Genomic DNA, 13,374 nt, shown 5'->3' with positions numbered 1-13,374 from the left:
AGAGTCCGCAACCGCGATTATCGAAACAGATAGCGGACATTCGGGGAACTTGTGGGGATGGCGACGCGGGCGCAGCCGCCGCTCTGGCGTGAAACGGTGAAGGCGGGTGCCGCGCGCAGCACGCGCGTCATCGGCGCGATGGCGATCGTGCTGTTCCTGATCGTGTTCGTCGTCGCGCTGGCGAGCTATCATTCGGGCGATCCCTCGTTCAACACAGCTTCGGCAGGCCCCGCGCGCAACTGGCTCGGCCCCGTCGGCGCCTGGACGAGCGACCTCGCGCTGTTCCTGTTCGGCCCGATCGTCGTGCTGCTGATTCCGGTCGGCCTGCTGATCGCGCTGCGTCTTTGGCGCGACGTGCCCGTCGGCCGCTGGCGGTTGATGCTGCTGCTGAGCGTCACGGGCACCGTCCTGATGGGCACGACGCTCGCGCTGATCTCCAGCACCGCAGTGCTGTGGCTGCCGGCGGGTTGGGGCGGACTGTTCGGCCTTACCATCGCCGACCTCGTACGCTGGGCGCTGAGCTTCGTCGGCAGCGAATCGGTGATGCTGTGGATCGCACGCGTCATTGGCCTGCTCGCCGGCATCGCCGGTCTCGCCTGCTGGGCGTCGAGCTTCGTCGTCGGCCTCGACGGTGCTACGATGAGCGAGCGCGTAAAGCTGCTCCCCGATCTGCGCGTCCCCCGCCAGCCGCTGCTTGTCGATATGCGCGGCAGCACCGAGCACGAGGAGCCTACTGTCGAGCAGCAGCGCGGCCCCAGCCGCCCGCGTGCCGTCGCCATGCCCGACGAACGCCCCGGCCCGGTCATCTCCGAGCGCACCATCTCGCAACCGAGCCCCGCGAAACCCAAGGCGAAGCAGACCTCGTTCGATCTCGGCGACAATTCGCAACTGCCGCCGATCGACCTCCTCAAGCCTGCGCCGCCGTCGCTGGGCGGGCCGATCGACAAGGCCGCGCTCGATCGCAATGCGCGCCTGCTCGAATCGGTGCTCGACGATTTCCACGTGCGCGGCCGCATCGTCCAGGTCCGCCCCGGCCCGGTGGTGACAATGTACGAACTCGAGCCCGACAGCGGCATCAAGGCGAGCCGCGTCATCCAGCTTGCCGACGATATCGCGCGCAATATGTCCGCCGTGTCGGCGCGCGTCGCGACCATCCCGGGCCGCACCGTGATCGGCATCGAGCTGCCCAACGCCAAGCGCGAGATGGTGGGCCTGCGCGAACTCGTCGGCGCGATCGGCGACGAGCCCGGCACGCTGCCGCTGGTGCTCGGCAAGAACATCGCCGGCGATCCCGTCATCGCCGATCTGGCACCCATGCCGCATCTGCTCGTCGCCGGCACGACCGGATCGGGCAAGTCGGTCGGCCTCAACTGCATGATCCTGTCGCTGCTCTACCGGCTACGCCCCGATCAGTGCCGAATGATCATGATCGACCCGAAGATGCTCGAACTGAGCATGTACGACGACATCCCGCACCTGCTCTCTCCTGTCGTCACCGATCCCGCCAAGGCGGTGCGCGCGCTGAAATGGGCGGTCGAGCAGATGGAGGATCGCTACCGCCAGATGTCGTCGGTCGGCGTGCGCAGCCTCGCGGGCTTCAACGACAAGGTCCGCGCCGCCAAGGCCAAGGGCCAGCCGCTCGGGCGGCGTGTCCAGACCGGCTACGATGCCGACACCGGCCAGCCGATCTACGAGGAGGAGACGCTCGACTATCAGATCCTGCCGCAGGTGGTGGTGATCGTCGACGAGCTCGCCGATCTGATGATGACGGCGGGCAAGGAAGTCGAATTCCTCATCCAGCGGCTCGCGCAGAAGGCGCGCGCCGCCGGCATCCACCTCATCATGGCGACGCAGCGCCCCTCGGTCGACGTCATCACAGGCGTCATCAAGGCGAACTTGCCGACGCGCATCTCCTTCCATGTCACCTCGAAGATCGATTCGCGCACGATCCTCGGTGAGCAGGGCGCGGAGCAGCTGCTCGGCAAGGGCGACATGCTCTACATGCCCGGCGGCAAGGGCATCGTCCGCGTCCACGGCCCCTTCGTGTCGGACGACGAGGTCCGCGCCGTCGCCGATCACTGGCGCGCACAGGGCCGGCCCGATTACATCCAGTCGGTCACCGAGGAGCCGGAGGAGAGCTTCGACCTCGACGGTGCGCCATCGGGCGAGGATTCGGCCGAGGACCAGCAATATCGCTCGGCGATCCAGCTTGTCTGCGAAAGCCAGAAGGCCTCGACCTCGTGGCTGCAACGCCAGCTCCGCATCGGCTACAACTCCGCCGCGCGCCTGATCGAGCGCATGGAGAAGGACGGCATCGTCAGCCGCCCCGATCACGTCGGCCGCCGCGACGTGCTGCGCGACCGCGACGGCAACCCGCTCTAGCCGCGAGCGTTCAGAACGGGTTCAAGCCGTCTTGCCCAGACCGGGCCGATGTTTTCAGGAGTTTTCCGATGATCCGTCCGGCCTGGGCGCTGCCCGCGCTCGTTTCTCTGGCGGCACCCGCCCTCATCGCCGCCGCGCCGACCGGCGATCTTGCCGCGGTGCAGGCACATCTCTCGGGCGTGCAGAGCATGACCGCCGCTTTCAGCCAGACTGACCGCGCCGGCAGGGTCGTCACCGGCACGCTGACGCTCAAGAAGCCAGGCAAGATCCGCTTCCAGTATCAGAAGGGCTATCCGGTTCTGATCGTTGGGGATGGCAAGGCGCTGACATTCATCGATTATTCGGTGAAGCAGGTGCAGCGCTGGCCGATCGGCGCGTCGCCGCTCGGTGTACTGCTCGACCCGAAGAAGGATATTTCGCGCGTCGCGAAAGTGATCGAGACGGGCGATACGGGAATCGTCTCGGTCGATGCCTACGATCCGAAGCACCCGGAATACGGCCGTATCACCTTGGTGTTCGCGCGCAACGCATCGGCACCGTCCGGGCTGATGCTGCAAGGCTGGGTCGCGCTCGACTCGCAGAACAACCGCACGACGATCCGCCTGTCGAACCAGCATTTCAACGCGCCCGTCGATGAAAACATGTTCCGCTGGAACGATCCGCGCCCCAAGACGCCCAAGTGACGCCCCTTTCCGCGTGCGCGCGGCGCCGGCAACATGACGAAATCATCACCTGCATGACTGAAAGCTGCAGGTTCCGTTCATAGTGGCGACAGGTTGGTGCCGTTAGAAACGATCTTGCGGATGCGGGTTCACCTCGGGATTTCCCCCTGTTGCTCGAGGCCCCGCTTCCCGCCTGCGTGACGAACGCCAGGTCGGCCCTTGCTCCATGCCCCCGGAGCAAGGGCCTTTCTGTTTGAAGGCGGCATGCGGCGTGTCACCACAGACTCGCCTTCAACCGGCCGGCGGAGCCAAGCTCCGTCCGACGACGCGGCTTTGCCGGGTCGCGTTGCTTGTCGAACGCCTTCCACCGCACTAGGTCCCCCCGAGTGAAGATCGTGTCCTGGAACATCAATTCGGTGCGTTTCCGCATCGAGATCGTCGAGCGTTTCCTGCGCGAGGTGTCGCCCGACATCCTGTGCCTGCAGGAGACCAAGGTGATCGACGGCGACTTCCCGGCCGCGCCGTTCAAAGCGCTCGGCTACAAGCACATCGTCCTCCACGGCCAGCGCATGCACCACGGCGTCGCGATCATCAGCCGCGTGCCGCTGGTCGAGGACGACCGCTTAGACTGGCAGGCGAATCGCGAGGCTCGGCACGTCGGCGTGCGTCTGGAAAACGGCATGCGGATCGAGAATGTCTACGTGCCGGCGGGCGGGGACGTGCCCGATCGCGAGGTGAATCCGAAATTCGGCCAGAAGCTCGATTTCGTGGAGCGGATGACACGGTGGTCGGAAGGGCTGTCGGTCCCCACGCTGCTGGTCGGCGATTTCAACATCGCGCCGCTGCCGTCGGACGTATGGGGCCACAAGCAGTTGCTCGGCACGGTCAGCCACACGCCGATCGAGGTCGCCGCGCTCGATGCGCTGAAGGCATCGAACGACTGGGTCGATCTCGGGCGGCATTTCCATCCCGCGCCCGCACGGCTGCACACGTGGTGGAGCTATCGCTCGCCCGACTGGACCGTCAACGATCGCGGGCGGCGGCTCGATCATATGTGGGCGACCGCGAACGTCGCCGCGAAGGCGACGTCGCACACAGTGTTCGAAGGCTGCCGCAACTGGCTCAAGCCGTCCGATCACGTGCCGATCATGACCGAGTTTCAGGCGTGAGCGACGCCGCGAAGACGGCGATGGCGATCGACGCGCTGCGGCGCGGCTGGCCGATCGCGATCGCGGGCGCAGACGGCACACTCGCGCTGCTGCCGGTCGAAACCGCGGACCCGGCGCGTCTTGCCGCCTTCGATCCAAATGCAACGGCCCCGCTGCTGCTGAGCGCGGGCCGCGCCGCGACGTTGAAGCTCGCCAACCAGATCGAGGCAGCCGCCCCCGACGCGGCCGTACTGGTCGAGCGCGCGCCGTGGCTCGATTTCGCGACCGCCACCGCCCTCGCCGATCCGCAATTCGATCTGCGCGATCCGATGAAGGGCCCGTTTCGCGCGGTCCACATCGATGCGGCGGAGGCGGCGGCGGCGGCGATCGGGCTGGCGCGGATCGCCGGGATGCTGCCCGCCTTCTTCGCGCTGCCCGAGGGCTCGGCAACTCTGGCGATCACCCCCGCCGATATCGCCGCCCATGAGGATGCCGCGCGCCTCGCCATCGCGACGCGCGCGCACCTCCCCGTCTCGGGCGCGGAAAATGCCGAGATCGTTGCCTTCCGCACACCCGAAATGCCCGGCGAGCATATCGCGCTGCTCATCGGCGAGCCCGACGGCAATCCGCCGCTCGTTCGCTTGCACAGCGAATGCCTGACCGGCGACGTGCTCGGCAGCCTGAAATGCGATTGCGGCCCGCAGCTCGACGCCGCGATCCAGGCCATTTCGGCAAGCGGCTGGGGCATCCTGCTCTACCTGCGGCAGGAAGGGCGCGGTATCGGCCTGATCAACAAGCTGCGCGCCTACGCGCTGCAGGATCAGGGTTTCGACACGGTTGACGCCAACACGCGGCTCGGCTTCGCGGTTGATTCGCGCAATTTCGCGGTGGCCGCGCGGATGCTTTCGCTGCTCGGCCAGCACTCGGTACGGCTGCTCACCAACAATCCCAACAAGGTCACGGCACTCGAAGCGGCGGGCATCGCCGTCGCCGAGCGCGTGCCGCACATCCTGCCCGCGAATCCGCACAACGAACGCTATCTCGCCACCAAGCGCGACCGGACCGGGCACCAATTCTAACCGCCGTTCGTGCTGAGCGAAGTCGAAGCGCATGCCCTTCGACTTCGCTCAGGGCGAACGAATGTTAATAACGTTACCGCGCGAAACTGTCCGCGCGTTGCCCCAACAACGTCACCTCGACTCGCCGGTTCTGGCGCATGCCGCCGTCGGTGGCGTTGCTCGCGACCGGATCGCTCTCGCCGTGCCCGCGCACGCGGAAGCGCGCCTCGGTCACGCCGAGATCGTCGAAGGCGTCGCGCACGCTTTCCGCACGCCGTTCCGACAGCGTCTGGTTGTGCGCATCGGTGCCGCGCGAGTCGGTATAGCCGTCGATGCTGACGCGTACGCCCTCATTATCCTTCAGATAGCCCGCCAGCGCGCGCAGCTTGTCGACCGCACCGGGGCGCAACTCGGCAGAGTCGGTGCGGAACAGCACGTCCTCCTGCAACGTCATGCGCGCGCCCTCGGCCGTCTGGCGGAAATGATAATCGGCCATCGCGCCGCGATAGAAGCCGCCACCCGCGACCGGCGTGACGATGACGGCCTGCGGATGATCCCAGTCGAAGCGATCACGCCGGTCGCCCGCCACATCGGCGAAGGCGCGGTTGGCGGCTGCCGCCTCGCGCGGCGCGACCCGCCCGTCATGGTTGAAGTCGAAATTGCGCATCACGAAGGCGCGGCCGCGCATCGTCGTCCGCAATTCGGGGTAGAGGATCGGCACGCCGCGCCCGGCGAGGCGGTACGGCCGGTCGCCCGCGCTCCAGTCCCAGCGGCCAAGCTCGCCACGCGGTTGCGCCATCGCGGGGGCACTCGCCGCCAGCATCGTCAGGGTCGCGGCCCCAAGCATCATCCGGTTGATCGTTTTCATCGTTCGTCTCCTGTCGCCCGCCCGGTACCGCTGTCGCAGCCCGCGCTTGAACGCGCCGTGAGCCCGATCGACAGGTGCGGTTCAGCGCGGGACGGGCAACGTGAAATGCGAGGCGGTGCCGGAGAGTTCCGCAAACAGCGCATCCTCGGTGCCGGTCATCCACACCTGGCCGGTATCGGCGAGGGCTGCGAACAGCGCGGCGCGGCGGCGCGGATCGAGGTGCGCGGCGACCTCGTCGAGCAGCAGGACCGGCCGCCGTCCGGTCCGCTGGGCGACAAGACCTGCATGGGCGATGACGATCCCGAGCAGCAGCGCCTTCTGCTCCCCCGTCGAGCATAGCCCCGCCGCCTGCCCTTTCCCGAGATGCGTGACGGCGAGATCGGTGCGGTGCGGTCCCGCCAGCGTCCGCCCCGCCGCCATGTCGCGCCTGCGCCCCTGCGCGAGATCGGCGGCGAGCGTGTCGCCCGCGCCGGTCCAGCCCTCCAGCGCCAGACCCGCGCGCGCGAACGGCCCCTCCGCCTGCCCCGCCAGCCGTGCGCCGAGCGCCGCGACCGTCTCGCGTCGCGCCGCGTCGATCGCCGCGCCGTGCTCCGCCATCTGCGCCTCGAGCGCGCCGAGCCATTCGCCGTCGATCCGCGCGCCCTCGGCCGCCTCCGCCAGCAGCCGGTTGCGCGCACGCATCGCCGCCTCGTAGCGATTTGCATGAACCGCGTGGCCGGGGCTGAGCGCCAGCGTCAGCCGGTCGAGAAAGCGCCGCCGCTCCGATGCGGGCTCGACGAACAGCCGGTCCATCGCCGGCGTAAGCCACAGCACCGTCAGCCATTCCGCCAGCGCGGTCGCGGACGCCGCCGCGCCCTGGATGCGCACGATCCGCCGCTCGGGCGCGGACGGCGCGGTGCCGGTGGCCAACAAAATCTCCCCTCCCGCTTGCGGGAGGGGCTGGGGGAGGGGCTGTCCGTCTGGAAAAGCGCTTGTTGGCGGGCCCTCCCCTAACCCCTCCCGCAAGCGGGAGGGGGACAAGCTCCCCGCCACACCGAACCCGCCCGGCCCGCCCTGCCGCGCGACCGCGCTCAGCGTCGCCTGCCGCAGCCCCCGCCCAGGCGCGAGCAGCGACACCGCCTCCAGCACGTTGGTCTTGCCCGCACCGTTCTCCCCCGTCAGCACGACGAAGCCCGCGCCGGGCACGAGCGTCAGATCGGCATGATTGCGGAAATCGGTGAGGACGAGGCGCGACAGCATCGCCGTATGCCTTAGGGTCGGCGCGATCATGACGCCAGTTTCACGGGAGACCGCCGCGCGAAGGCGCTAGAGAAGCGCTTCCCCCACAGGAGAATCGCTGATGCGCCTGCCCCCGATCGCTCCCGCCGACCTCACCCCTGAGCAGCAGCCGCTTTACGAGGACATGAAGAAGGGCATCTCCTCCAACTTCAACGACTTCAAGACCGTCGATGAAAACGGCGCGCTGATCGGCCCGTGGAACCCGTGGCTGCACGAGCCGGTGATGGGCGGAGCGGTGTGGGAGCTGACCAAGGCGATGTCGATACAGGCGACCTTGCCCGACGACGCGCGCCAGGTCGCGATCCTCGTCACCGGCGCGCATTTCGATGCGGCATACGAGATCTACGCGCACATCGCCGTCGCCGAGCGCGAGAAGATGAGCGCAACGCGCCTGTCCGAGCTGTGCGCCAACATCAAGCCGAACGATCTCAACGCGCAGGAAAGTGTCGCCTATGACGTCGCCTTCGCGCTGGTAAACGGCGGCGTGCTGCCCGAGCCTTGCTACCGCCTCGCTGTCGCCACGTTCGGGCAGCATGGCGCGAACGAACTGATCTATCTGGTCGGGCTCTATTGCCTCGTCTCGACGACGCTCAACGGATTCAACGTGCCGGTGCCGGAAAGAGAATGAGCGCACGCGAATGAACGACGAAAGCGGTTTCATTTCCCGCAACCGCCACGCCACGCTACGGCGCGCGCGCATGGTATCGCTTGCCTGGTTCAGAGACGAATTCCGCGACCCCGCGGTGCGCCGCCGCGCGATCTCGGTCGCATTGGCGCTGGCGATCGAGATCACGATCTTCCTGCTGCTGCTGTTCTTCGGCGACCGCGCGCTGCACAAGCCGCCCGAAAAACAGAAGGACTTCCGCTTGATCGCCGTCAGCGACATGCCGAGCCCCGAAAAGCCCGCCGCCAAGGGCCAGAAATCGCCCGAGCGCAATTCCCCGCCGCCCGCGCAGGCGAAGGTGACGACCCCCAAGCCGCAGGTCACGCCGCCGCTGCCGCCCCCGCCGGTCGAACAGCCCGCGCTCTTGAAGATGAACAGCGCCGACATGGCCGCCGCCGACATTTCCAAGATGCACGGCGATTCGGGTGCGGGCGACAGCGCCGGCGGCAACAGCGGCGGCGCGGCCTATGGCCCCGGCGCGGGCCCCGGCGGCGCGCGCCTGTTCAACGCCGAATGGTATCGCGAACCGCGCGACGCCGAGCTCGCGCATTATCTGCCTCCCGCCGAGCCCGGAGCCTGGGCGGACATCGCCTGCAAGACGATTGAGGATTATCACGTCGAAAATTGCCGTGCTCTCGGCGAATCACCGCCGGGATCGGGCCTCGCTCGGGGCTTGCGTCAGGCCGCGTGGCAATTCCTAGTCCGCCCACCGCGCGTGAACGGCAAGGCGCAGATCGGCGCGTGGGTGCGCATCCACTTCGATTTCACCCGCGCGCCTAAGGACAAGGAACCGGACGAGCGGCCGTGAGGTATGGGGGCCAACGCCCCTCCAACCCGTCGCCCTGGACTTGTTCCGGCGTCCAAGGCTCCGCGAGCGCGCCAAAAGAACCTAGAAGCGAAACGCTAGCCGCACGATTTACCCCGAAACCAGCGCCGCGGCAAAGCCGCGTCGTCGGTCGGCGCCGTAGCGCCGCCGGCCGCTCGCGGCTGAAGCTAGAGATTAGCTGCGCTAATCCCGTCGCCGCCGCTCACACACGCATAGGCATGAGAACATACAACGCAGGCGCCTTGTCGTTCTCGCGGATCAGCGTCGGTGCGGCGGCGTCGGCCAGATGCACCTCGATCGTGTCGCCGTCGAGCTGCCCGAGGATGTCGAGCAGATAGCGGCTGTTGAAGCCGATCTCGAAACTCGTCGCGGCATAGTCGCCCGGCACTTCTTCCGCCGCGGTGCCGTTGTCGGGGCTCGTCACCGACAGCGTCACCTTGTCGCGGTCGAGCGCCATCTTCACCGCGCGCGTCTTCTCGGTCGCGATGGTCGAGACGCGGTCGACGCCTTCCTCCAGGCTGCGCGGGTCGATCTTGAGGATCTTGTCGTTGCCGGTCGGGATCACGCGGCTGTAATCCGGGAACGTACCGTCGATCAGCTTCGACGTCAGCAGCGCCTGCCCGAGATCGAAGCGGATCTTGGTCGGCGACAGCGACACGCCGACCGAACCGTCGATCTCGTCGAGCAGCTTGCGCAACTCGGCGATGCACTTCCGCGGCACGATCACGTCGGGCATCGTCTCTGCGCCGTCCGGGCGGGGCATCGTCACGCGGGCGAGGCGGTGGCCGTCGGTCGCCGCCGCCTTCAGCACCGGCTGCGGATCGTCCGAGACGTGCAGGAAGATGCCGTTGAGATAATAGCGCGTCTCCTCGGTCGAGATCGCGAAGCGCGTCTTGTCGATGATCTGCTTGAGCGTCTCGGCCGGCAGCTCGAAGCTGACGGGCAATTCGCCCTCGGCGATCACCGGGAAATCGTCGCGCGGCAGCGTGCCGAGCTGGAACTTGGCGCGGCCCGCCATGATCGTCATCTTGCCCTCGGCCGCCGCGAGGCTCACCTGCGATCCCTCGGGCAGTTTCCGAGCGATATCGAACAGCGTGTGCGCCGATACGGTGGTCGCGCCCGGCTGGTCGACGGCGGCCGCGATCGTCTCGTTGATCTGCAGGTCGAGGTCGGTCGCCATCAGCTTGAGCCCGCCGTCGGCGGTCGCCTCGATCAGCACATTCGACAGGATCGGGATGGTGTTGCGCCGCTCGACCACCGATTGCACGTGGCTGAGCCCCTTGAGCAGAGTCGCGCGTTCGATCGTCGCCTTCATCACAATCCCCCGGCCCTATGGCCAATCAATCCCGCCGGAGCCCCATCCGAAGGGCAATACGCCGTATCCGATCCTTAACGGAAAAAGGGGCCGGGGCAAGCGCCCCGACCCCCTTTTAACGCCTGAGAAACAGGCCGTCGGTCACCCGATTGGATCAGAACCGGACGCCGACGCCGACAGCGATCTGGTGCCGGTCGGTATCGACCGCGAAGTTGTTGGTGTTGGTGCCGTTGGGATATTCCAGCCGCGCGCTGCCATAGTTCGAATAGCGATATTCGATCTTGGCATAGGTCGTCCGGCCGATCTTTTCCTCCACGCCCGCGCCGACGCGGTAGCCGTCGAGATTATAGTGCGCCGCCGTGGTCACGGTGCCGTTGTCCGCCGTCAGATCGAGCCGGCCGTTGGTGTAGCCGCCCTTGGCGTAGACGAGCGTATCCGGCGCGACCTTGTAGCCGACACGCACGCCGCCGTAGATGTCGCGGCCCTGCTTGACGCGGCCATAGCCGAGCGCGCCCGCGGAGGTCGGCGCGTTGCTGACGTCGCCGGTCGATCCGGTCAGTTCGGCTTCGGCACCGATCACGACGCGGCCGAGATCCTTGTCGTAGCCGATGTCGCCGCCATAGAGCAGGCCGTCCGCCTTGCGATCGCTGCCGATGTCGGAGTTCGGACCACGGCCCGGCTGCAGCTTGTCATAGCCGAGGATCACGCCGGCGCGCGGGCCATCGAAGGCGCCGCGATCGTCGCGCGGCGGGGGCGGCGGACCGTCCTGCGCGAGCGCGGGAACGGCGGCGCCCAGACCGATCGAGGCGACGGCGGCGGTGAGAAGAAACTTACGCATAGTACGAACTCCATTGCATTTTCCCGCACCGCGAAGGGAAATGCTGCGGTGCGGGGATGCTCAAATGGCCTTACGCGGCGGAGGTTGCATGAACCTCAGATAAACGCGGAAAACCGTTGCTTCTGGGCCACGGGGGGTTGAAACCCCGGCGATGGACGCCAACGCCGCGATGCTGCCCGAATGTCGCCGCGATGGGCCCGTTTCGCAGGACGGGCCGGGCGCCAACGGTGTCGAACGGCTCGGCGCATGCCTCAATCGAGCCCATATCGTGGCCACCCGTTTCAAGATCGCAACAAACGCGCACGCGCCGGTCTGGAAAAAGACAAGGCAAGCGGGTGCCGTTGCCGCGCTGCTGTTCGCCATGCCCGCGATCGCGCGCGATTCGCTGGGCGTGTTCGATAGCTGGGGTGCTTTTACCGACACCGCCCCGGCGCGCTGCTTCGCCATCGCCGAGCCGGTGCGCAGCGGCGGCGCGTCGCGCTGGCGGCCGTTCGCCAGCATCGCGACCTGGCCCGCGAGCAAGGGCGGCGTGCTGGCGCGCAACCAACTCCACATCCGCCTCAGCCGCGAACGCGATCCGCGCGCGCACGTCACATTGTCGGTCGGCGAGCGCCGCTTTGAACTCGTCGCCGGCCGCGCCGACGCCTGGGCGCCCGACGCCCGCACCGACGCCGCCGTCGTGGCGGCGATCCGCTCGGGCCGCAGCATGAGCGTGGAGACGGTCGCGAAATCCGGCGGCCCCTTCGCCGACACGTATGCGCTGCGCGGTGCCGCCACAGCGATCGACGCAGCGTCGCTTGGGTGCGTGAAGCGCCAGTAGAAAAATTGCGCGAAAGCGGCTATATGGCCCGCATGCAGACAGATGCGCCGCTCTCCATGCCCATCCCCGGGCACATCGATCCCGTGCCCGTGCCGCGCGCTTTCGTCGCCCGGCCCGACGGCCGCATCGATCTGCTCGGCCTCGGCAAGCCCGATCTCCGCCTCGCGCTGGAGACCGCGCAACTCGAGCCCAAGCAGGCGAAGCTGCGCGCGAAACAGCTCTGGCACTGGATCTACAATCGCGGCGTCACCGATTTCTCGCTGATGACAGACATCTCCAAGACGATGCAGCCCTGGCTCGCCGATCGCTTCGTCATCTCGCGGCCGGAAGTGATCGAGGCGCAGGTTTCGACGGACGGCACGCGCAAATGGCTGCTGCGCACGCCCGACGCGCAGGATTACGAGATGGTCTTCATCCCCGATGCCGACCGCGGCACGCTCTGCGTCTCCTCGCAGGTCGGCTGCACGCTCAACTGCCGCTTCTGCCACACCGGCACGATGCGCCTCGTGCGCAACCTCACCGAGGCGGAGATCGTCGGGCAGGTGATGCTGGCGCGCGACGCGCTCGGCGAATGGCCGTCGCAGCCGGAGGGGCGCATGCTCACCAACATCGTGATGATGGGCATGGGCGAGCCGCTCTACAATTTCGACGCGGTGCGCGATGCGCTCAAGATCGTGATGGACGGCGACGGCCTCGCGCTGTCGAAGCGCCGCATCACGCTCTCCACCTCTGGCGTCGTGCCGATGATGGCGCGCGCCGGCGCGGAGATCGGCGTCAACCTCGCTGTGTCGCTGCACGCGGTGACGAAGGAGGTGCGCGACGAGATCGTGCCGCTCAACCGCAAATACGGCATCGAGGAACTGTTGCAGGCCTGCGCCGATTACCCGCAGGCCAACAACGCGCGCCGCATCACTTTCGAATATGTGATGCTGAAGGACAAGAACGACAGCGACGCCGACGCACGCGAGCTCGTCCGCCTCATCAAACACTACAAGCTGCCCGCCAAGGTGAACCTGATCCCCTTCAATCCCTGGCCCGGCGCGCCTTACGACACCTCCACGCCAGAGCGCGTGCGGAGCTTCTCGAACATCGTGTTCGAGGCGGGCATCTCCGCGCCTGTCCGCACGCCGCGCGGGCGCGACATCGACGCCGCCTGCGGCCAGCTCAAGACCGCGAGCGAGAAGAAGTCGCGGGCGGAGCTCGACCGTCAGGCCGAGGAGAAACTGGCGGCGCTAGGCTGAGGGATCGAGCGGGACGAGCCTGAACAGCTCGCCCACTTCGAACCAGTCCGCCGGGCCGCAGCCACACGTCACCGGCTGCGCGTAGACCCCGCCCTCCAGCCGATCGGGCGCGGTGCCACGATCGCGTTCATCGGATCGTGCGCGAGGCCGTGGCCTTCGGAGGGCTGGTAGAAATGCGGCTCGGGCATCCGGCGGCCGTTCTCGTTCGTAAGTGCGATTAGCCTGTAACCGTTCTTCCGCACCTCGCGTATAGGAATACCATGCCGATCGATGC

General features: G+C 67.6%; 12 protein-coding genes and 1 pseudogene. 8 read left to right on the top strand and 5 right to left on the bottom strand.

Annotated features, from left to right (window positions below; all coding sequences use genetic code 11):
* The first annotated feature begins 57 nt into the window (after window positions 1–57).
* From Q5H94_RS04305 to ribA, 4 genes are all read left to right on the top strand, one after another.
* Window positions 58–2,382 (top strand): DNA translocase FtsK, encoded by a 2,325-nt coding sequence (locus Q5H94_RS04305; RefSeq protein WP_304559983.1) that lies wholly within the window; start codon window positions 58–60, stop codon window positions 2,380–2,382.
* Window positions 2,383–2,450: 68 nt separating this feature from the next.
* The gene (locus tag Q5H94_RS04300; RefSeq protein WP_304559982.1) at window positions 2,451–3,065 is read left to right on the top strand and encodes a LolA family protein; all 615 of its coding nucleotides are present in this window, start codon (window positions 2,451–2,453) and stop codon (window positions 3,063–3,065) included.
* Window positions 3,066–3,430: 365 nt separating this feature from the next.
* Complete coding sequence (locus tag Q5H94_RS04295; protein ID WP_304559981.1) at window positions 3,431–4,213, top strand: exodeoxyribonuclease III; 783 nt, start codon at window positions 3,431–3,433, stop codon at window positions 4,211–4,213.
* 20 nt (window positions 4,214–4,233) lie between these two features.
* Window positions 4,234–5,271 carry a GTP cyclohydrolase II gene (gene ribA, locus Q5H94_RS04290; RefSeq protein ID WP_304560167.1) on the top strand — a complete coding sequence of 346 codons (1,038 nt, stop codon included), beginning with the start codon at window positions 4,234–4,236 and terminating at the stop codon, window positions 5,269–5,271.
* A gap of 73 nt (window positions 5,272–5,344) precedes the next feature.
* Here ribA and Q5H94_RS04285 read toward each other — a convergent pair whose 3' ends face one another.
* Window positions 5,345–6,118: an OmpA family protein gene (locus Q5H94_RS04285; protein ID WP_304559980.1), complete on the bottom strand. Its 774-nt coding sequence runs from the start codon at window positions 6,116–6,118 to the stop codon at window positions 5,345–5,347.
* An 81-nt stretch (window positions 6,119–6,199) separates the two neighbouring features.
* On the bottom strand, window positions 6,200–7,357 hold the full coding sequence (locus Q5H94_RS04280; RefSeq protein WP_304560166.1) for a DNA replication/repair protein RecF: 1,158 nt from the start codon (window positions 7,355–7,357) through the stop codon (window positions 6,200–6,202).
* Between the two features lie 100 nt (window positions 7,358–7,457).
* On the opposite strand from Q5H94_RS04280, the gene Q5H94_RS04275 reads away from it, so the two are divergent.
* Together Q5H94_RS04275 and Q5H94_RS04270 are read left to right on the top strand one after the other, a co-directional pair.
* Window positions 7,458–8,024 carry a carboxymuconolactone decarboxylase family protein gene (locus Q5H94_RS04275; RefSeq protein WP_304559979.1) on the top strand — a complete coding sequence of 189 codons (567 nt, stop codon included), beginning with the start codon at window positions 7,458–7,460 and terminating at the stop codon, window positions 8,022–8,024.
* Between the two features lie 10 nt (window positions 8,025–8,034).
* On the top strand, window positions 8,035–8,868 hold the full coding sequence (locus tag Q5H94_RS04270; protein WP_304559978.1) for a hypothetical protein: 834 nt from the start codon (window positions 8,035–8,037) through the stop codon (window positions 8,866–8,868).
* 220 nt (window positions 8,869–9,088) lie between these two features.
* Here the strand turns inward: Q5H94_RS04270 and dnaN are convergent, their stop codons facing one another.
* Window positions 9,089–10,201, bottom strand: a complete 1,113-nt coding sequence (dnaN, locus tag Q5H94_RS04265) for a DNA polymerase III subunit beta (RefSeq protein WP_304559977.1) — start codon at window positions 10,199–10,201, stop codon at window positions 9,089–9,091.
* Window positions 10,202–10,355: 154 nt separating this feature from the next.
* The gene (locus Q5H94_RS04260; protein WP_304559976.1) at window positions 10,356–11,039 is read right to left on the bottom strand and encodes an outer membrane protein; all 684 of its coding nucleotides are present in this window, start codon (window positions 11,037–11,039) and stop codon (window positions 10,356–10,358) included.
* 361 nt (window positions 11,040–11,400) lie between these two features.
* Here Q5H94_RS04260 and Q5H94_RS04255 point away from each other — a divergent pair, with 361 nt between their 5' ends.
* Entirely contained in the window at window positions 11,401–11,859 is a 459-nt protein-coding gene (locus Q5H94_RS04255; RefSeq protein ID WP_304560165.1) for a hypothetical protein, read from the top strand.
* A 32-nt stretch (window positions 11,860–11,891) separates the two neighbouring features.
* The gene (gene rlmN / locus Q5H94_RS04250; RefSeq protein ID WP_304560164.1) at window positions 11,892–13,100 is read left to right on the top strand and encodes a dual-specificity RNA methyltransferase RlmN; all 1,209 of its coding nucleotides are present in this window, start codon (window positions 11,892–11,894) and stop codon (window positions 13,098–13,100) included.
* A 95-nt stretch (window positions 13,101–13,195) separates the two neighbouring features.
* Here the strand turns inward: rlmN and Q5H94_RS04245 are convergent.
* Window positions 13,196–13,288, bottom strand: a pseudogene (locus Q5H94_RS04245) (flavin reductase family protein); the annotation flags it as partial.
* Between the last annotated feature and the right edge of the window lie 86 nt (window positions 13,289–13,374).

It is taken from the genome of Sphingomonas immobilis, from assembly GCF_030580995.1.
In the GTDB taxonomy this organism is placed as follows: Bacteria; Pseudomonadota; Alphaproteobacteria; order Sphingomonadales; family Sphingomonadaceae; genus Sphingomonas; species Sphingomonas immobilis.
The sequence above is the reverse complement of the archived record's forward strand: the minus strand, read 5'-3'. Positions and strand labels throughout refer to the sequence as shown.

Excerpts from the sequence above, each read along its gene's own strand:
- Q5H94_RS04305 (WP_304559983.1), top strand. The coding sequence starts at position 58 with ATGGCGACGCGGGCGCAGCCGCCGCTCTGGCGTGAAACGGTGAAGGCG.
- Q5H94_RS04300 (WP_304559982.1), top strand. The coding sequence starts at position 2,451 with ATGATCCGTCCGGCCTGGGCGCTGCCCGCGCTCGTTTCTCTGGCGGCA.
- ribA (WP_304560167.1), top strand. The coding sequence starts at position 4,234 with ATGGCGATCGACGCGCTGCGGCGCGGCTGGCCGATCGCGATCGCGGGC.
- Q5H94_RS04285 (WP_304559980.1), bottom strand. The coding sequence starts at position 6,118 with ATGAAAACGATCAACCGGATGATGCTTGGGGCCGCGACCCTGACGATG.
- Q5H94_RS04280 (WP_304560166.1), bottom strand. The coding sequence starts at position 7,357 with ATGCTGTCGCGCCTCGTCCTCACCGATTTCCGCAATCATGCCGATCTG.
- Q5H94_RS04275 (WP_304559979.1), top strand. The coding sequence starts at position 7,458 with ATGCGCCTGCCCCCGATCGCTCCCGCCGACCTCACCCCTGAGCAGCAG.
- Q5H94_RS04270 (WP_304559978.1), top strand. The coding sequence starts at position 8,035 with ATGAACGACGAAAGCGGTTTCATTTCCCGCAACCGCCACGCCACGCTA.
- dnaN (WP_304559977.1), bottom strand. The coding sequence starts at position 10,201 with ATGAAGGCGACGATCGAACGCGCGACTCTGCTCAAGGGGCTCAGCCAC.
- Q5H94_RS04260 (WP_304559976.1), bottom strand. The coding sequence starts at position 11,039 with ATGCGTAAGTTTCTTCTCACCGCCGCCGTCGCCTCGATCGGTCTGGGC.
- Q5H94_RS04255 (WP_304560165.1), top strand. The coding sequence starts at position 11,401 with ATGCCCGCGATCGCGCGCGATTCGCTGGGCGTGTTCGATAGCTGGGGT.
- rlmN (WP_304560164.1), top strand. The coding sequence starts at position 11,892 with ATGCAGACAGATGCGCCGCTCTCCATGCCCATCCCCGGGCACATCGAT.